Source organism: Albidovulum denitrificans, assembly GCF_002973535.1.
Lineage (GTDB): Bacteria > Pseudomonadota > Alphaproteobacteria > Rhodobacterales > Rhodobacteraceae > Albidovulum > Albidovulum denitrificans.
In genome coordinates this window covers 371,590-387,192 of record NZ_PVEP01000002.1, presented here as the reverse complement: position 1 = coordinate 387,192, position 15,603 = coordinate 371,590, and the positions used below count along the sequence as shown (strand labels likewise).

Genomic DNA, 15,603 nt, shown 5'->3' with positions numbered 1-15,603 from the left:
TCATCTTCATGAGAAATTTGAAAGCGCGGCCCGGCCCGTTTTCATGGCATCCGGGGCCGGAAGAGGCTATGGCCGGGGCGGCGGCGTCGCTCCAATGGCGTAGCATGTCGAAAATCGTCATCGCCGGGCGGCGGTCGCGCATTATTGAGGCGAAGGACTTTCGGAGGGAATCGCCATGGCTGAGGTGACTATCGTCTACTGGCGCGACATCCCGGCCCAGGTGATCGTGGGCAAGGGGCGTCGGGGGGTGAAAAAGCCGCTGCCCGAGCGCTTCGAACAGGCCATCGACCGCTGCGCCATGAAGATCGGCGCACGCGACACCGACGCCTATCTCGCCGAATGGCGCAAGGCCGCGCCGGTGACGGTCGAGGGAGAGGACGAGGCGGTCGCGGCAGCCGAAGCCGCGCGCATCGACCGGGAGTATGATACCGAGCGTCTCAAGGCGCTTATCGCGAATGAAGGCCGGGCCTGAATGCCCGCCGGGATCTGGAGGAAAGCCATGGCGATTTTGAACTTCCGCCGCAAGACCGCTGCGGCCGCACCTGTCGGGGACAAGGCCCAGGTCGAGGCGTTCCTGAAGAACTACTCGATCGAGGTGATGCCCCGCACCGCCGAGAAGGTCGAGGATTTCCGCACCCTCCTGCCCGCCGGGACGCGCGTCTACATCGCCCATATCGACGGCACCCCGATCGAGGACATGGTCGCCACCGCCAAGCGCATCAACGCCGAGGGTTTCCCGGTGATGCCGCACTTCCCGGCCCGGATCATCAAGGACAAGGCGACGCTTGGCGACTGGATCGCGCGCTATCAGGGCGAGGCGGACGTGAAGCAGGCGCTGCTGCTGGGCGGCGGCGTGGCGACGCCCGCCGGTGATTTCGACAATTCGATGCAACTGATCGAGACCGGCCTTTTCGACGGGTTCGACCGGCTTCATGTCGCCGGTCACCCGGAAGGCAACAAGGACATCGACCCGGACGGGTCGGACAAGAACGTGATGCAGGCGCTGAAGTGGAAACAGGCATTCTCTGAGCGGACCGATGCGAAGATGGCGATGGCCACGCAATTCTGCTTCGAGGCGAAGCCGGTCATCGACTGGGTCAACCGCCTGAACGCCGAGGGGATCGACATCCCGGTCCACATCGGCGTCGCCGGTCCGGCGAAGCTGCAAACGCTGATCAAGTTCGCCATCGCCTGCGGTGTCGGCCCGTCGCTCAAGGTGCTTCAGAAGCGTGCGATGGATGTGACCAAGCTGCTTTTGCCCTATGAGCCGACGGATTTCGTGGGCGAGCTGGCCGCGCACAAGGCCGCCAATCCCGGCTTCGGGATCGAGTCGGTGCATTTCTTCCCGCTCGGCGGCATCAAGACCAACGCGACCTGGGCGATCGAGAACGGCGGCGCCTCGGCCAAGCCGGTAGCGGCCTGACCGGACCCATGGGCAAGGCGGCACTTCTTTTCGATCTGGACGGCACGATGCTGGTCTCGGACCCGATCCATATGGAAGTGTTCGCCGAGCTTCTGGCCCCGCGTGGCCTGACCGTGGACGAAGACTTTTACATGTCCCATATCCATGGCCGCCTGAACGTCGATTTCTTTGCCGAGTTCCTGCCCGGCGAACCCGACCCGGTGGCGCTGTCGGACCACAAGGAGGCAGAGTTCCGCCGCCGCCTGCCGCGCCCCTACCCCTCCATGCCCGGCGTGATCGACTTTCTTTCGCGGGCGCGGGACGCTGGCCTGCATCTTGCCGTCGTCACCAACGCCCAGCGCGCCAATGCCGAGGCGATGCTTGAGGCCATCGGCGCGCGCGCCTATTTCGAGGTCGTCGTGTCGGGCGAGGAAACGCCGCGCGGCAAGCCCCATCCCGACCCCTATCTTGAGGCGATGGCCCTTCTCGGCGCCGCGCCCGGCGATTGCGTGGCCTTCGAGGACAGCCCTTCGGGCATCCGCTCGGCCCATGCCTCGGGCGCCATGACCGTCGGCCTGCGCTCCTCGCTTGACGACGCCGCCCTTCGCGCCCTTGGCGCGGATATGTCCATCCAGGATTTCACAGACCCCGCGCTGGACAAGATGTTCCAGCGCCTGAAAGGAGTAACCGCATGACCCGTACCGTCCTCGAATCCAAGTCCAAGACCGTCGTGATCGGCTTTGATGAGCCGTTCTGCGTGATCGGTGAGCGGATCAACCCCACCGGCCGCAAGAAGCTGGCGGCCGAGCTTGAGGCGGGCAATTTCTCTACCGTCGAGAAGGACGCGCTGGAACAGGTCGCCTGCGGGGCGATGGTTCTCGATGTGAACGCGGGCGTGGTCTACAACTCCAACCCCAACCCGAATGAGACCGAGCCGCCCCTGATGCGCAAGATGATCGAGCTTGTGCAGGGTCTGGTGGACACGCCGCTTTGCATCGACTCGTCGGTCCCCGGCGCGCTTCAGGCCGGGCTTGAGGCCTGCCAGGGCCGCCCGCTCCTGAACTCCGTCACGGGCGAGGAAGAGCGTCTGGAACTCGTCCTGCCGCTGGTGAAGAAGTATAACGTGCCGGTGGTGGCGATCTCCAACGACGATACCGGCATTTCCGAAGACCCCGACGTGCGCTTCGAGGTCGCCAAGAAGATCGTCCAGCGCGCCGCCGATTTCGGCATCCCCGCGCATGACATCGTCGTCGATCCGCTGGTCATGCCGGTGGGCGCGATGGCGACGGCGGGCCGTCAGGTCTTCACGCTGGTGCAGCGCCTGCGCGAGGAACTGGGCTGCAACACGACCTGCGGGGCGTCCAACATCTCCTTCGGGCTGCCGCACCGCCATGGCATCAACGCGGCCTTCCTGCCGATGGCGATCGGCGCGGGCATGACGTCGGCGATCATGAACCCGGTCCGCCAGGTGGAGATGGAGGCGATCCGCGCCGCCAACTTCCTGATGAACCACGACGCCAATGGCGGTGAATGGATCCGCTTCTCCAAGGTGCTTGAGGCGGTCGAGGGCGGCATGAGCTTTGCCGAGGCCTCCTCCAGCCAGTCCGCTGCCGCCTCCGGCCGCCGCGGCGGCCGCCGCGCCCGCGCCTGAGGTCAGGCGAGAGGTCCGAACGCAGCGCCCCGGTACGCCGGGGCGTTTTGCGTTGGGGGGCTGCGAGCCCTTTGCGGTCGATCCCCTTGCCCGGAACCAAGGCGCGGTCCGCGCCGCCGGGCATCGCCCGACCGCCCCACCGGGCGGGCGATCTTGCACCGTCTCACCCCGAAGAGCCGTTGGAGGTGGGCCTCACCATAAAGCGCTGCCGAACAGCCCGCCCTACGCCCACCCGCGGTCGGGCAACGCCCGGCCTTTCAAACGTCCCACAAAGTCCGCACAACGGCCAGTGCTGCAGGTGGCCTCCCCCTCCAGCCGTATCACCTTGGCCGGCGCGGTCAGGGCAAGGGTCGCGGGATAGCTTCGAACCCGTCCCGGACCCGATCCGGGACCTCCGCCCCCGGAGATAGAGGCCCCGGATCAGGTCCGGGGCGCGGGTTTCCTACCGCCACCCGAGACGCATCACCTGCAAGAATATTACGCGCCGCCGGGCATCAGTCTGGCCCGCGCGGGGGGGCACCGGTTGCTGGGCATCAGGATTCGAAACCTGGATACTCGCCCGTCCCGGACCTGATCCGGGACCTCCGCCCGCACAGATGGGGGTCCTAGAGCAAGTCCGGGACGGGTTCCCCCACACCCCTACCCCGCGACCAGCCGCAGCGCCTTGGCCCGGGCGGGCGGTATCCGCCCGATCTCAAGCCCGGTGAAGACATGCAGGGTTCCCAGTTCCGCGTCCACCACCGCATGATCGCTGACCCAGCCGCCCATGGCGAGGTAGGTTCGCAGCAGCGGCGGCATGCGCAGAAGCGCCTGCCTGACATCCGTCGCCCCCCCCGCCCGGCGGCGGCCGAAGCGGAAGACGCGGGGCGCCTTGACCCTGGGTCGCCAGCGCTTCGGCGCGAGGTGACGCTCCCCCAAGAGCGCGAAGGCGTCGCGGAACTCCCGCGCGTCGGTCCCCTTGAAGGAGGAACAGCCGAAAAGCAGCCCCGCCCCTTCGGCATCCACGGCCTGCGTGATCGCCCCCCAGGCAAGGCGCAGGATGTCGGGGTCGTGGCGGTCGGGATGCAGGCAGAAGCGGCCAAGCTCGATCATCCGTCCGGGATAGGCCGCCAGCGCCGAAAGGTCGTAATATTGCGCGGAATAGCTCTGCCCGAGATCGGCCCCCGAGGGCAGCGGCAGAAGGCGGAAGGTCGCGACCAGATCGCCGGTCGCCGCCTCTTCCACCAGCAGATGACGGCAGCGGGCGTCGAAGGCATCGCCCTCAAGCCCGCCGGCACCGTCCTTACCGCCCCGGAAGGCCAGCGCCCGCAGCGTCAGCGCGCGGTCGACCTCGGCCCCTGCCGCCGTTCGCACCCGGTAGCGGCCCTTTTCCAGCACGGGCATCCCCCGCCCTCCGTTTCGCGGGCCGGACATGGCGCCCTGCACCGCCCTGCCTTCACTCAATGACAGGATCGCCGCGACAGATCACGGGACTATATCCGCAGCGGCAGGCGAACGGGCCGCCCCGCCACCGGCCGAAAGGCCAGCGCGCGCCTTAGTTGTTCCGCGCGCTGTCGATAAGCTGCCCGGCATTGAAGTTGCTGACATTGCTGAGAAGCTGGCGCAGGAAGCCCGGACCCTTCACGTTGCTCTTGGTCACGCGGCGGGAGATTCTGACGACCTCGCCCTTCTCAAGCCCGAAGCGCTCCACATTCTCGACCACGCCCGCCTCGCTGAAGCTGATCGCGACGACCTGGCGGTTGATCTCCTGCGGCGCGCGGGCGCCGTAATGGCGGAAGGTGCTGCCGACATAGTACCAGGCCCCGCCGGTCAGCAGCCCGGTGGAGGTCGGCCGGCCGATGTCGCGGGCCACCGTTTCGGTCGTGGATTCGCCGACGACGACCTTTTCAAGGTCCTGATCGCGCGGCACATAGCCGTGATTGCGATAGACGGCCGCGCAGGCCGTCAGCGAAAGCACGGCGATCACCATTACCGCCCGTTTGAACCCGGAACCAAGCCTTGCCATTCCCGCCCTCTTGTCTCGCACAGCGCTGCCTTTTATCCGGCTTATAGCATGAGGGGACTTGCCATCAAGGCGCATGGTTCCTTCCTATGGTCCAGACCGCCGCGAAGGAACGAAAACCCATGACCGACCCCGCGCCGCATATCCTGCGCCTTGCCGACCTGCCGTCGCGCAAACCGACCCGGTTCGCCCTGCGCCCCGATGAGGGCGCGCGGGCAAGGCTTGCCGCCGAACTGGGCCTTTTGGGCATCGACCGGCTGTCCTTCACCGGCGCGCTGACGCCGAAGGGGCGCAGCGACTGGACGCTTGAGGCGGCGCTGGACGCCCGTGTGGTGCAGCCCTGCGTCGTCACGGCCGAGCCGGTCGCCACCGACCTGAGCGAAACCGTAGAACGGATCTACACCGCCGACATGCCCGAGCCCGAGGGCGATGAGGTCGAGATGCCCGAGGACGACCGGGTGGAGGCCCTGCCCGTCACGCTTGACCTGACCGCGGTCATGGCCGAGGCGCTGAGCCTGTCGCTGCCGCTTTACCCCCGCGCGCCGGGGGCGCGCTTTGGCCAGATCGATCATGCCGCGCCGGGGACCGAGGCCCTGACGGATGAGACGGCGAAGCCCTTCGCGGGTCTTGCCGACCTTCTGAAAAAGGGCGAAGACGGCGGCGGTCGGGGGTGACGCTTCGCGCCGCCGGTCCGGCGCGGGAAAAGCGCGAGAAAACACTTGCGCCCGCGCGGAATCGCAGTATGTTCCGGCCCTCGCAAGAATGTTGGGTTCGCACCCGGTCAGATGCTGATCGCGCCGTGTCGAAACCCCAGGAAAACCGGGGTTCGCCCCCCAATTAGCCCGAGGTTGAGACATGGCTGTCCCTCAGAACCGAGTCACGCGGTCCCGCCGCAACATGCGCCGCGCCCACGATGCCCTGGTCGCCGCCAATCCGCACGAATGCCCGAACTGCGGCGAGTTGAAGCGCCCGCATCACGTTTGCGCCTCTTGCGGCCATTACGATGACCGCGAAGTCGTCGCGCAGGCCGCCGAGGTCGATCTGGACGAAGACGCGGCGTAAGCTCCGCGTTCGTTCCTGACTGATGACGTCACGGACAGACATGCCGCCTGATAGCCGGGAAGACGGGCTGTCGGGCCGCATTGTCATATCCGTAGACGCGATGGGGGGCGACCGTGGCCCGGCGGCCGTGATCGGCGGGCTGACCGAGGCGGCGAAACGCATCCCCGATGTGGACTTCATCCTGCACGGCCCCGAGGAGGAGCTGACGCGCCTTCTGGCCAAGCGCGCCGACATCGCCGCGCGCTGCACGATCCGTCATGCCTCGGGCGTGGTGACGATGGAGGACAAGCCCGGCCAGGTCATGCGCCATGGCGGCGACACCTCCATGTGGTCGGCCATCGAAAGCGTGCGGGAACATGAGGCGACGGTGGCCGTGAGCTGCGGCAATACCGGCGCGCTGATGGCCCTGTCGGTGATCCGGCTGCGCAAGCTGCCCGGCGTCAACCGCCCCGCCATCGCCTGTCTCTGGCCCTCGCGCAATCCCGGCGGCTTCAACGTCATGCTGGACGTGGGCGCCGACATCAAGGCCGACGCGCCCGACCTGCTGCAATTCGCGCTGATGGGGACGTCCTACGCCCGCAACGGCCTTGGCCTTGCGCGCCCGCGCGTGGGCTTGCTGAACGTCGGGACCGAGGACCACAAGGGCCGGGCCGAACTGAAGGCCGCGCATGAGCTGATCGAGGCCAGCGCCGGGATCGGGCAATTCGACTATGTCGGCTTTGTCGAAGGCGGCGACCTGCCCTCCGCGCGCGTCGATGTGATCGTCACCGACGGTTTCACGGGCAATGTCGCGCTGAAGACCGGCGAAGGCACCGCGCGGCTGGTCGGCGATTTCCTGCGCGAGGCCTTCAACGCCAGCTTCCTGTCGAAGATCGCCGCCGTTCTGGCGCTTGGCTCGCTCAAGCGGCTTCAGGCGCGCATCGACCCGCGACGGGTCAATGGCGGGGTGTTTCTGGGGTTGAACGGCACCATCGTGAAATCGCATGGCTCGGCCGATGCGACCGGCGTCGCGGCCGCGATCGAGCTTGCCTACCGGCTGGCCAAGTCGGGCTTTCAGGAACGGCTCGCGGCGCGGGTTGCCTCTGCCGCGCAGGCGGGGCAGGATGCGGCGCAGGGCGGAGAAGAGGACGGGACTTCCGAATGACAGTGCGTGCCGTGGTTCGGGGTGTCGGGCATTACCTGCCCTCCCGTGTGGTCGAGAATGCCGAGTTCGAGGACAAGCTCGACACCAGCGACGAATGGATTCGCGCCCGGACCGGAATCGAACGCCGCCACTTCGCCGCCGAGGGTGAAACCACATCCGACATGGGCGCCGCCGCCGGGCGTGCCGCGATCGCCGATGCCGGGCTGACGGCGGGGGACATCGACGCCGTGATCGTCGCCACCTCGACCGCCGATCTGACCTTCCCTTCCGCCGCGACGATGGTTCAGGCGAAACTGGGCATTTCCAAGGGCTTCGCCTTCGACGTTCAGGCGGTTTGCGCGGGCTTCGTCTTTGCCATGGCCAATGCCAATGCGCTGATCCTGTCCGGTCAGGCGCAGCGCGTTCTCGTCATCGGCGCCGAAACCTTCAGCCGCATCCTCGATTTCACCGACCGCGCAACTTGCGTCCTTTTCGGCGACGGCGCGGGCGCGGTGGTGGTCGAGGCGGTCGAGGGCGCGGGAACGCCCGAGGATCGCGGCATCCTTGCCACCGACCTGAACAGCGACGGCTCCTACAAGGACCTGCTTTATGTCGATGGCGGCGTCTCCACCACCGGCACGGCGGGCCATCTTCGAATGCAGGGCAACCAGGTCTTCCGCCACGCGGTCGAAAAGCTGGCCGCGACCGCCCATACCGCGCTTGACAAGGCAGGGCTGACAAGCGCCGATGTCGACTGGATCGTGCCGCATCAGGCGAACCTGCGGATCATCTCGGCCACCGCCCAGCGGATGCAGGTTCCGATGGAGCGGGTCGTCGTCACGGTGCAGGATCACGGCAACACCTCGGCCGCGTCGATTCCCCTTGCGCTGTCGGTCGGCAAGGCCCGTGGGCAGATCAAGCAAGGCGACCTGATCGTGACCGAGGCCATCGGCGGGGGTCTAAGCTGGGGTTCCGTCGTTCTGAGGTGGTGAAAACCCGCTTGAAAGCCCCTCTCCAAGCCATTGATATTGACTCGGAAATCTTATCCGCCCATCCTCTGTTGAAATTCAGCAAGGGGGACGTGATGAGCGATAATACCTTGACCAGGATGGATCTGAGCGAGGCTGTGTTCCGCGAGGTGGGCCTGTCCCGCAACGAATCCGCGCAACTGGTCGAAGGCGTGTTGCAGCATATGTCCGATGCGCTGGCGCGCGGCGAGACGGTCAAGATCTCGTCTTTCGGGACCTTTTCGGTGCGCGACAAGGCGGCCCGCGTCGGGCGCAACCCCAAGACGGGGGATGAGGTTCCGATTCACCCCCGCCGTGTGCTGACCTTCCGCCCCTCGCATCTGATGAAAGAGCGTGTGGCGCAGGGGAACAAGGGCTGAGGCGTCTTTGATGGAGAAATCGGCGGAAGCCTTTCGGACGATCAGCGAGGTGTCCGAGCTTTTGCAGACGCCGGCCCATGTGCTGCGCTTCTGGGAAAGCCGCTTTTCGCAGGTCAAGCCGGTCAAGCGGGCGGGCGGGCGGCGCTATTACCGCCCTGCGGACCTGGCGCTTCTGGGCGGGATCAAGCGGCTTCTCCATGACGACGGCATGACCATTCGCGGCGTGCAGAAGGTGCTGCGCGAACAGGGCGTGCGCCATGTCGCGGCGCTGTCGCCCGTCGATCTTGACGCCGAGGGGGACGCGGATCAGCCCGCGCCGATGGCGGTGATCGAGGATACGCCCGCACCTGAGGACAGCGCGACGATCCATTCCTTCCCCGCCGCCGAACGCCCTGTGGAACCCGCCGCCGAACCCACCGGGGACCATTGGCCCGAAAGCCCGCCGCCCGACACGGCAGGCCCCGGCGATGCGCTTCTGCCCGACCCCGACGACAGCCCCGAAGAAGAGGCCGCAGAAGCGCCGCAGATGCACGACACCCCTGCCACAACGGGCGACATGCGGCCCCCCGCCGCCACGCTTCTGCGCGCCATGGACGCGCTGCGCGCCCGCGACAAGCGCGATGAACTGACCTCTGTCTACCGCCGCCTGCGCGAGTTGCGCGAGCGTGTGGCCTCCGGCGACACGACCGGCCGGGACTGAGCCCCGCCATGCGCGCCGAAATCCCGTCGCGGCCGGTGCGTTTTGGCGCTTGCCCCCGCCCCGGCAATCGGCCTATACACCGCCCCGTCGGGCCGTGGCGCAGTCTGGTTAGCGCGTCCGTCTGGGGGGCGGAAGGTCGCGAGTTCGAATCTCGCCGGCCCGACCATCACCGAAACGCCCACCCCTTTGCCGGGGTGGGCGTTCGCATATGAGGGGGCTGGAATGACCGGAACCGGAGTGCTGGCCGACAGCGCCATCCGCGCCATGATCGCCGCGGGTGAGATCACCGGCAGCGCGCCGATCCCCGAGGCCCAGATCCAGCCCGCCAGCCTCGATCTGCGCCTTGGAAACGTGGCCTATCGCGTCCGCGCCTCATTCCTGTCCGGCAAGGGGTGCCGCGTCGCCGACCGGCTGGCAGAGTTCGAGATGCACCGGGTGGACCTGACCCAGGGCGCGGTCTTGGAAAAGGGCTGCGTCTACGTCGTGCCGCTGATGGAAAGCCTCGCCCTGCCCGCCGGGCTGACCGCCGTCGCCAATGCCAAAAGCTCCACCGGGCGGCTGGACCTGCTGACCCGCACCATCACCGATGGCGGGACCGAGTTCGACCGCATCCCCGACGGCTATCGCGGCCCGCTTTACGCCGAGATCTGCCCGCGCTCCTTCTCCGTCCTTGTCCGCCCCGGCATGCGGCTGAACCAGATCCGGTTCCGCCACGGTCAGGCGGTTCTGAACGATGCGGAACTGGGCGCGCTGAACGCTGAGAGTCCGCTGGTGTCCGGCAAGGCGGTCATCTCCGAGGGCCTTGGCTTTTCCGTCGATCTGCGCCCCCGGACGGGCGATCTGGTCGGCTACCGCGCCAAGCCGCATACCGGGGTGATCGACCTCGACAAGCTGGGCCATTACGACCCCGCCGATTACTGGGAAGAGGTGCGCACGACCGAGGGCCGCATCATCCTTGACCCCGGCGCGTTCTATATTCTGGTCAGCCGTGAGGCGGTGACGATCCCGCCCGACTACGCCGCCGAGATGGCCCCTTTCCTGGCCATGGTCGGCGAATTCCGCGTCCATTACGCGGGCTTCTTCGACCCCGGCTTCGGCTTTGACGGGGCAGGCGGCAAAGGCTCTCGCGGGGTGCTGGAGGTGCGCTGCCACGAGGCGCCTTTCGTGCTGGAGGACGGGCAGGTCGTGGGCCGTCTGGTCTATGAACGCATGGCCGAACGGCCCGAAAGGCTTTACGGCGCCGACATCAAGTCGAACTACCAGGGCCAGGGGCTGAAACTGTCGAAGCATTTTCGCGCGCCCTGACAACGGCCCTTTGCGTCGCCCCTGCCCTACAGAGGCATGCGCCCGCACGAGGTGGGCGCGAATGCGCCCGTCTTGGGGCGGGCGGGCGCATGCCGGGCCGCAAGCGACCCGGCGACAGGGGTCAGCATCGGGCCGCCGGTATCACATCCCCGCCTTGCGATCCGCGCGGGCCTGCCCTACCCCTGCACCCCATGCTGATCCTGCAAGACATCATCTCTGACCGCGGCTCCCGCTACGCCGTCTCGGGCGCGCCCTGCGCGGATGAGGGGCAGGCGAAGGCGCTTCTGAAAGACCTGAAGCGGACCAAGAAATTCGCCAGGGCCACGCATAACAGCTGGGGCCTGATCGGACCCGACGGCCCGGTGAAGTCCGACGATGGCGAAGCCGGCGCCGGGGCGATCATCCTGCGGATGCTGGAAACCGCAGGGTTGAGCGGCCACCTGATCGTCGTGACACGCTGGTACGGCGGCAAGCACCTTGGCGGCGACCGTTTCCGCCATGTGCAGGAGGCGGTGCGCCTTTACCTGGCCGAAATCAGCGCCTGAACGCCCCTACCGCAGCCGCCGCGTGATCCTTGCCTGCGTGACGTTACAGATGCGTTTTATTGTCAACCTTCGCGATCATCGCCTTCATGATCACCATTCTGGTCAAACAACAGGTGAGGGCAATTCTCGAAAACGATATTCCAAAGATGTGCGGCCCCCGTATAGTGATCGGACCAGTAAACTCTGCGCCCGTCATCGGTCTCGATATAGGTGTAGCCATTCCACGCTTTGCCGCTTCGCGAGATTTCCGACCACTTAAGCATGTCGCGCGACTGGCCCAGTGTCAGCAAGAAACCTGTGGAGGCGCCTTCGATGCCACCATCCCGAACAACAACCTGATGTAACCCCAACAGGGACGGCAAACTGAAGCCGCCAATGACCATGCCAACGATAGCAAACGGCCAAGCAATCATTCCTGGTAAAGGCGAATAGATAGGAAGCAGAACCATGGCCACGCCCCCAAGGACTGTAGGCGCGTAGACGATCACGGATGGCCGGAACGTCTTACAACCGTTGTCGGACACTCCCGGTGATGTCCACCAGACCCGCTTGAGAACGACCAATCCAACGACACTACAAAGTAACGCCACCAAACCGCTGACGACCAAACGAATTATGACATTTAAATCCATAGGGAGAAATCCGTCGTAGCGCTCAATTACCTTCCATGCCTGAACGCCCCTACCGCAGCCGCCGCGTGATCCTTGCCGCCTGGCGCGCGCGTTTGGCCGTCTCACGCGCCTGCTGGCGCTGCCTTGCATCGGCGGCGGGCGCGGCCGGGGTCTTGGGCGGATTGCGGCGCGAGAGCCAGGTGAAGCCCTTGTTGACGCCGATATTCACCAATTGCCGGATCACCGTGTTCACCACCATGGTGACGTAGCGATTGACACTCATATCCTGACCTCAATCCTCGAAAAGCTCGCTCTGCCCGGCCAGATCCTCGCCCTCCTCCTCGTCGCCCGCGCCCTGCCCGCCGGGCAGCGGGCGGCTGTCGAGAAGGCCTGCGGCGCGCAATTCCTTCAGCCCCGGCAGGTCGCGCGCGGATTCGAGGCCGAAATGGTCAAGGAACCCTTGCGTCACCACAAAGGTCACCGGCCGTCCCGGCGTCATGCGGCGACGGCCAAAGCGGATCCATTCCAGTTCAAGCAGTTGGTCGATGGTGCCGCGACTGACCGCGACGCCGCGAATTTCCTCGATCTCGGCGCGGGTGGCGGGCTGGTGATAGGCGATGATCGCCAGCGTCTCGATCGCCGCGCGGGAAAGCTTTTTCTGCTCAACCGTCTCTTTCTGCATCAGAAAGCCCAGATCGGGCGCGGTGCGGATCGCCCAGGCGTCGCCCACCTTCACGACATGCACCCCGCGCCCGTCATAGCGCTTGCGCAGATAGACCAGCGCCTCGGCCGGGTCGGCGCCATGGGGCATCCGCGCGGCCAGTTCCGCCACCGTCACCGGATCGGCAGAGGCGAAAAGGATTGCCTCGACCATCCGCTCCTGTTCCCCCATCGGCGGCGCCTCGAAGAGGCTTTGTTCCTTTTCGTCGGTCTCTGTCACGTCGGCTTCCGTCTGATGGAGATGGGGGCGAAGGTTTCCCCTTGCCTGAGTTCGATCTGCCCCTGCTTGGCCAGTTCCAGCGAGGCGGCGAAGGTTGCCGCCGTGGCCGACCGCCGCCGCGCCGGATCGGCGGACCAGCCATCGGGCAGATAGCTGGACAGGTCGGTCCATTCGCCCGCGAACCCGATCAGCCCGCGCATCCGGTCGAGCGCCTGTTCCATGGTAAAGACATGGTCGCGGTCGAAGGCATAGGGACGGAACTCGTCCTTGGTGCGGATGCGGGCATAGGCCTGCATGAGGTCGAGAAGCGTGGCGGAGTAGGTGACACGGCGGATGCGTGCGACGCCTTCGGGCAGGCCGCGCACGAAGAAGTCGCGCCCCATCTGGTCGCGCGCCATCAGTTGCGCCGCCGCCTCGCGCATGGCTTGCAGGCGTTCGAGTTGGAAGGCCAGATGCGCGGCCAGTTCTTCGCCCGATGGCCCTTCGTCCTGCGGGTCGGGCGGCAGCAGCAGGCGCGATTTCAGAAAGGCGAGCCAGGCCGCCATGACCAGATAATCGGCCGCCAGTTCGATCCTGAGGACCTTGGCCTTGTCGACGAAGGTCAGGTATTGCTCGGCCAGTTGCAGGACCGAGATCTTGCGCAGATCGACCTTCTGGGTGCGCGACAGCATCAACAGCAGGTCGAGCGGCCCTTCGAACCCGTCGACATCGACGATCAGCGCCTCGGCGGCAAGCCGGTCGCTGACGGTCTGGTGATCTTCCTCGAACCCGGTGGGGTCAGACATGGGCGCTGGTTTCCAAAAGCGCCCCAAGTTCGGCGGCAAGCGCCCTTGAGTCAATGGCAGACGGCGCCCGGCGGCTGGCAAGTGTGGCCCCCGCGCGGATTTTCGCGGGGCCGGAGAGCGGTCCGGCGGCGGCCACGACGCCCTCCATCTCGTCCATCTTGCCGTTGCAGTGCAGCGCAATGTCGCAGCCCGCCGCAATGGCCCGGCCCGCGCGCTCGGCCAGCGTGCCGGACAGCGCCTGCATCGACAGGTCGTCGGACAGAAGCAGCCCGGTGAAGCCGATCCGGTCGCGGATATAGGCGATGGCGGCAGGCGAGGCCGTCGCGGGCGCGTCCTGGTCCAGCGCGTCAAACACGATATGCGCGGTCATCGCCATCGGCAGGTCGGCAAGACCCGCGAAGCAGCGGAAATCGGTGGCTTCCAGTTCCTCCAGCGGCGCGGTGACGCGGGGCAGCTCATGGTGGCTGTCCAGCGTCGCGCGGCCGTGCCCCGGCATATGCTTGACGACCGGCAGCACGCCACCATCGGCGAGTCCCTCGGCCGCGGCGCGGGCGGCGCGGATCACCGTCTCCGGGTCGTCGGAAAAGCAGCGGTTGCGCAGAAAGGGATGCGTGCCGGGCGTGGCGAGGTCCGCCGAAGGGGCGCAATCGACGTCGATGCCAGCGGCGCGTAGTTCTTCCGCGATCAGGCGATAGCGCAGGTAAATCCCGCGTTCCATCGCCGCGCCGGTCATGGCGACCTGATCCAGGGGGGGCAGGTATTCGCGCCAATGCGGCGCGCGCAGGCGCTGCACCCGGCCACCTTCCTGGTCGATCAGGATCGGCGCGTCACGCCCCACCGCGTCACGCAGACCGCCGGTCAGGCGGCGCAACTGGTCGGGCGTTTCGACATTGCGGGCGAAGAGGATAAAACCCCAGGGCGCGGCGTCGCGGAAAAACGCTGCCTCATCGGCGGAGAGGTCCGCCCCGCCGCAGCCCAGCACCGTCGCCGAGAGGGCCATCACTTCACCGTGGCGGGAACGCAGACGGCGTTTTCGGCCTTGAGCGCGGCGCAGAAGGCCTGCGCATCCTCGGCCCCCGCAAAGCCCTCGACCCGCAGTCGGTAGAAGGTCTGCCCGCCGCTGGTCGCCTCTTCGATGACCCGGTGCTTGCCCTGCATCAGGGCGGCGAAGCGGGTGGCGGTCTTGTCCCATTCCAGCCGTGCCTCGGCCTCGTTCGGGTAGGCGCCGATCTGGACAAGGCGGGTTCCCGGCGCCAGCGTGGCGGCGTTCAGGTCGATCTCCGCCTCGGGCGTCATCGCGGCAAGGACGGCGGCGGCGGCGGCCTCGGCCACCGCGTCGAATTCATCGCTGGCGGCGCCGGCCTCGGTCGCGTCCACAGAGGCGGGCACGCTGACAGTCGCGCCCTGCCCCGTCGCCGGTTTCCGCGCGGGCAGAAGGGAACGCGACACGCCCGGCACGGAAGCCGGGATCAGGTCGGGCGCGACGAAGGGCGCGCCATCCTCGGTGTTGATCGGCTCTGCCGGGCCATCGGGCAAGGGTTCGATCGGGCGCATCGCCGCCGGTTGCAGGCGTTCGTCGCCCTGCGGCACGCGGACGAATTTCGCCCCGTCCTCGCCCATGTCGCGGTTGGTCCCCGACAGCGTCCCCATCGCGGTGTCATCCTCGGCCAGCCCTGTCGGCGCGGGGGCCAGCGTCAGACGGTCGGCCGGTTCCCCGGCGGTGCCTTCGGCAGCGATGCGGTTCACCGCCATGCCCTGATGGAGCGCAAGCTCCCCGCCCGGATTTTCCGGGGCGACGCGCGCGGGACCTTCCAGCGCCCGGATCACCGGGATGCCGTTCACGTCGCGCACCGCCAGCTTGTAGCCCCAGACCGCGATGCCCGCCATCAGCGCCAGAGAGGTCAGCGCCCCGGCGCCATTGATCAGCCGCTGCCAGCGCCCGCCACCGTCCCCGGCAGCATGACCCGGCGTGTAACCGCCATACTCATAGTAATCGTCGTAATCCGCGTCCGCCATGCTCTGCCTCGCCCGCCGAACGCGCCCCTGACGGGACGCCGTTCCGCTTCTTGCCTGCTTCGCCCCGGACGGCG

The 15,603-nt window shown here is 67.1% G+C and carries 20 protein-coding genes and 1 tRNA gene; 13 read left to right on the top strand and 8 right to left on the bottom strand.

Annotated elements, in window-relative coordinates:
• Window positions 1–175: 175 nt before the first annotated feature.
• From LX70_RS07645 to LX70_RS07630, 4 genes are read left to right on the top strand one after another with little or no spacing between them, the layout of a single operon-like run.
• Window positions 176–472 (top strand): virulence factor, encoded by a 297-nt coding sequence (locus LX70_RS07645; RefSeq protein ID WP_105513956.1) that lies wholly within the window; start codon window positions 176–178, stop codon window positions 470–472.
• Between the two features lie 27 nt (window positions 473–499).
• Entirely contained in the window at window positions 500–1,423 is a 924-nt protein-coding gene (locus LX70_RS07640) for a methylenetetrahydrofolate reductase (protein WP_105513955.1), read from the top strand.
• 8 nt (window positions 1,424–1,431) lie between these two features.
• The gene (locus LX70_RS07635; protein WP_170076145.1) at window positions 1,432–2,097 is read left to right on the top strand and encodes an HAD family hydrolase; all 666 of its coding nucleotides are present in this window, start codon (window positions 1,432–1,434) and stop codon (window positions 2,095–2,097) included.
• Window positions 2,094–3,053: a methyltetrahydrofolate cobalamin methyltransferase gene (locus tag LX70_RS07630; RefSeq protein WP_105513953.1), complete on the top strand. Its 960-nt coding sequence runs from the start codon at window positions 2,094–2,096 to the stop codon at window positions 3,051–3,053. The genes LX70_RS07635 and LX70_RS07630 overlap by 4 nt, the downstream gene beginning before the upstream one ends.
• Before the next feature lie 639 nt (window positions 3,054–3,692).
• Here LX70_RS07630 and LX70_RS07625 read toward each other — a convergent pair.
• Both LX70_RS07625 and LX70_RS07620 read right to left on the bottom strand, forming a co-directional pair.
• The gene (locus LX70_RS07625; RefSeq protein ID WP_105513952.1) at window positions 3,693–4,436 is read right to left on the bottom strand and encodes a GNAT family N-acetyltransferase; all 744 of its coding nucleotides are present in this window, start codon (window positions 4,434–4,436) and stop codon (window positions 3,693–3,695) included.
• 151 nt (window positions 4,437–4,587) lie between these two features.
• On the bottom strand, window positions 4,588–5,058 hold the full coding sequence (locus LX70_RS07620; RefSeq protein WP_105513951.1) for an outer membrane protein assembly factor BamE: 471 nt from the start codon (window positions 5,056–5,058) through the stop codon (window positions 4,588–4,590).
• A gap of 119 nt (window positions 5,059–5,177) precedes the next feature.
• On the opposite strand from LX70_RS07620, the gene LX70_RS07615 reads away from it, so the two are divergent.
• The 9 genes from LX70_RS07615 (at window position 5,178) to LX70_RS07575 (ending at window position 11,177) form a co-directional block, all read left to right on the top strand.
• Window positions 5,178–5,729 carry a YceD family protein gene (locus LX70_RS07615; protein WP_105514174.1) on the top strand — a complete coding sequence of 184 codons (552 nt, stop codon included), beginning with the start codon at window positions 5,178–5,180 and terminating at the stop codon, window positions 5,727–5,729.
• A 181-nt stretch (window positions 5,730–5,910) separates the two neighbouring features.
• Window positions 5,911–6,117 (top strand): 50S ribosomal protein L32, encoded by a 207-nt coding sequence (gene rpmF / locus LX70_RS07610; RefSeq protein ID WP_105513950.1) that lies wholly within the window; start codon window positions 5,911–5,913, stop codon window positions 6,115–6,117.
• Window positions 6,118–6,157: 40 nt separating this feature from the next.
• The gene (gene plsX / locus LX70_RS07605; protein ID WP_245884982.1) at window positions 6,158–7,261 is read left to right on the top strand and encodes a phosphate acyltransferase PlsX; all 1,104 of its coding nucleotides are present in this window, start codon (window positions 6,158–6,160) and stop codon (window positions 7,259–7,261) included.
• Entirely contained in the window at window positions 7,258–8,232 is a 975-nt protein-coding gene (locus LX70_RS07600) for a beta-ketoacyl-ACP synthase III (RefSeq protein ID WP_105513948.1), read from the top strand. Before plsX ends, LX70_RS07600 begins: the two co-directional genes overlap by 4 nt.
• Before the next feature lie 92 nt (window positions 8,233–8,324).
• Window positions 8,325–8,627, top strand: a complete 303-nt coding sequence (ihfA, locus tag LX70_RS07595) for an integration host factor subunit alpha (protein WP_105514173.1) — start codon at window positions 8,325–8,327, stop codon at window positions 8,625–8,627.
• A 10-nt stretch (window positions 8,628–8,637) separates the two neighbouring features.
• Window positions 8,638–9,327: a MerR family transcriptional regulator gene (locus LX70_RS07590; RefSeq protein ID WP_105513947.1), complete on the top strand. Its 690-nt coding sequence runs from the start codon at window positions 8,638–8,640 to the stop codon at window positions 9,325–9,327.
• Window positions 9,328–9,415: 88 nt separating this feature from the next.
• Window positions 9,416–9,493, top strand: a tRNA-Pro gene (locus LX70_RS07585).
• A 56-nt stretch (window positions 9,494–9,549) separates the two neighbouring features.
• The gene (locus tag LX70_RS07580; protein WP_105513946.1) at window positions 9,550–10,632 is read left to right on the top strand and encodes a 2'-deoxycytidine 5'-triphosphate deaminase; all 1,083 of its coding nucleotides are present in this window, start codon (window positions 9,550–9,552) and stop codon (window positions 10,630–10,632) included.
• Window positions 10,633–10,823: 191 nt separating this feature from the next.
• Entirely contained in the window at window positions 10,824–11,177 is a 354-nt protein-coding gene (locus tag LX70_RS07575) for a YigZ family protein (protein WP_105513945.1), read from the top strand.
• A gap of 62 nt (window positions 11,178–11,239) precedes the next feature.
• Here LX70_RS07575 and LX70_RS20395 read toward each other — a convergent pair whose 3' ends face one another.
• The 6 genes from LX70_RS20395 to LX70_RS07545 are packed head-to-tail and all read right to left on the bottom strand — an operon-like array spanning window position 11,240 to window position 15,529.
• Complete coding sequence (locus tag LX70_RS20395; protein WP_146111563.1) at window positions 11,240–11,809, bottom strand: hypothetical protein; 570 nt, start codon at window positions 11,807–11,809, stop codon at window positions 11,240–11,242.
• A 49-nt stretch (window positions 11,810–11,858) separates the two neighbouring features.
• A complete protein-coding gene (locus LX70_RS07565; RefSeq protein WP_105513943.1) occupies window positions 11,859–12,071 on the bottom strand; it encodes a hypothetical protein in 213 nt (70 codons plus the stop codon).
• Window positions 12,072–12,080: 9 nt separating this feature from the next.
• The gene (scpB, locus tag LX70_RS07560; RefSeq protein WP_105514172.1) at window positions 12,081–12,680 is read right to left on the bottom strand and encodes an SMC-Scp complex subunit ScpB; all 600 of its coding nucleotides are present in this window, start codon (window positions 12,678–12,680) and stop codon (window positions 12,081–12,083) included.
• 44 nt (window positions 12,681–12,724) lie between these two features.
• Window positions 12,725–13,513, bottom strand: a complete 789-nt coding sequence (locus tag LX70_RS07555) for a segregation and condensation protein A (RefSeq protein WP_105513942.1) — start codon at window positions 13,511–13,513, stop codon at window positions 12,725–12,727.
• Window positions 13,506–14,513, bottom strand: a complete 1,008-nt coding sequence (locus tag LX70_RS07550) for a glycoside hydrolase family 3 N-terminal domain-containing protein (RefSeq protein WP_105513941.1) — start codon at window positions 14,511–14,513, stop codon at window positions 13,506–13,508. Before LX70_RS07550 ends, LX70_RS07555 begins: the two co-directional genes overlap by 8 nt.
• Window positions 14,513–15,529 (bottom strand): SPOR domain-containing protein, encoded by a 1,017-nt coding sequence (locus LX70_RS07545; RefSeq protein WP_105513940.1) that lies wholly within the window; start codon window positions 15,527–15,529, stop codon window positions 14,513–14,515. The genes LX70_RS07550 and LX70_RS07545 overlap by 1 nt, the downstream gene beginning before the upstream one ends.
• Window positions 15,530–15,603: the final 74 nt, after the last annotated feature.

What these genes read in the sequence shown, in the direction of transcription:
- LX70_RS07600 (WP_105513948.1), top strand. Translation starts at nt 7,258, where the DNA reads ATGACAGTGCGTGCCGTGGTTCGGGGTGTCGGGCATTACCTGCCCTCC.
- LX70_RS07625 (WP_105513952.1), bottom strand. Translation starts at nt 4,436, where the DNA reads ATGCCCGTGCTGGAAAAGGGCCGCTACCGGGTGCGAACGGCGGCAGGG.
- plsX (WP_245884982.1), top strand. Translation starts at nt 6,158, where the DNA reads ATGCCGCCTGATAGCCGGGAAGACGGGCTGTCGGGCCGCATTGTCATA.
- LX70_RS07555 (WP_105513942.1), bottom strand. Translation starts at nt 13,513, where the DNA reads ATGTCTGACCCCACCGGGTTCGAGGAAGATCACCAGACCGTCAGCGAC.
- LX70_RS07640 (WP_105513955.1), top strand. Translation starts at nt 500, where the DNA reads ATGGCGATTTTGAACTTCCGCCGCAAGACCGCTGCGGCCGCACCTGTC.
- LX70_RS07590 (WP_105513947.1), top strand. Translation starts at nt 8,638, where the DNA reads ATGGAGAAATCGGCGGAAGCCTTTCGGACGATCAGCGAGGTGTCCGAG.
- LX70_RS07550 (WP_105513941.1), bottom strand. Translation starts at nt 14,513, where the DNA reads ATGGCCCTCTCGGCGACGGTGCTGGGCTGCGGCGGGGCGGACCTCTCC.
- ihfA (WP_105514173.1), top strand. Translation starts at nt 8,325, where the DNA reads ATGAGCGATAATACCTTGACCAGGATGGATCTGAGCGAGGCTGTGTTC.
- LX70_RS07630 (WP_105513953.1), top strand. Translation starts at nt 2,094, where the DNA reads ATGACCCGTACCGTCCTCGAATCCAAGTCCAAGACCGTCGTGATCGGC.
- LX70_RS07615 (WP_105514174.1), top strand. Translation starts at nt 5,178, where the DNA reads ATGACCGACCCCGCGCCGCATATCCTGCGCCTTGCCGACCTGCCGTCG.
- LX70_RS07565 (WP_105513943.1), bottom strand. Translation starts at nt 12,071, where the DNA reads ATGAGTGTCAATCGCTACGTCACCATGGTGGTGAACACGGTGATCCGG.
- LX70_RS07620 (WP_105513951.1), bottom strand. Translation starts at nt 5,058, where the DNA reads ATGGCAAGGCTTGGTTCCGGGTTCAAACGGGCGGTAATGGTGATCGCC.
- scpB (WP_105514172.1), bottom strand. Translation starts at nt 12,680, where the DNA reads ATGGGGGAACAGGAGCGGATGGTCGAGGCAATCCTTTTCGCCTCTGCC.
- LX70_RS07575 (WP_105513945.1), top strand. Translation starts at nt 10,824, where the DNA reads ATGCTGATCCTGCAAGACATCATCTCTGACCGCGGCTCCCGCTACGCC.
- LX70_RS07545 (WP_105513940.1), bottom strand. Translation starts at nt 15,529, where the DNA reads ATGGCGGACGCGGATTACGACGATTACTATGAGTATGGCGGTTACACG.
- LX70_RS07645 (WP_105513956.1), top strand. Translation starts at nt 176, where the DNA reads ATGGCTGAGGTGACTATCGTCTACTGGCGCGACATCCCGGCCCAGGTG.
- LX70_RS07635 (WP_170076145.1), top strand. Translation starts at nt 1,432, where the DNA reads ATGGGCAAGGCGGCACTTCTTTTCGATCTGGACGGCACGATGCTGGTC.
- rpmF (WP_105513950.1), top strand. Translation starts at nt 5,911, where the DNA reads ATGGCTGTCCCTCAGAACCGAGTCACGCGGTCCCGCCGCAACATGCGC.
- LX70_RS20395 (WP_146111563.1), bottom strand. Translation starts at nt 11,809, where the DNA reads ATGGATTTAAATGTCATAATTCGTTTGGTCGTCAGCGGTTTGGTGGCG.
- LX70_RS07580 (WP_105513946.1), top strand. Translation starts at nt 9,550, where the DNA reads ATGACCGGAACCGGAGTGCTGGCCGACAGCGCCATCCGCGCCATGATC.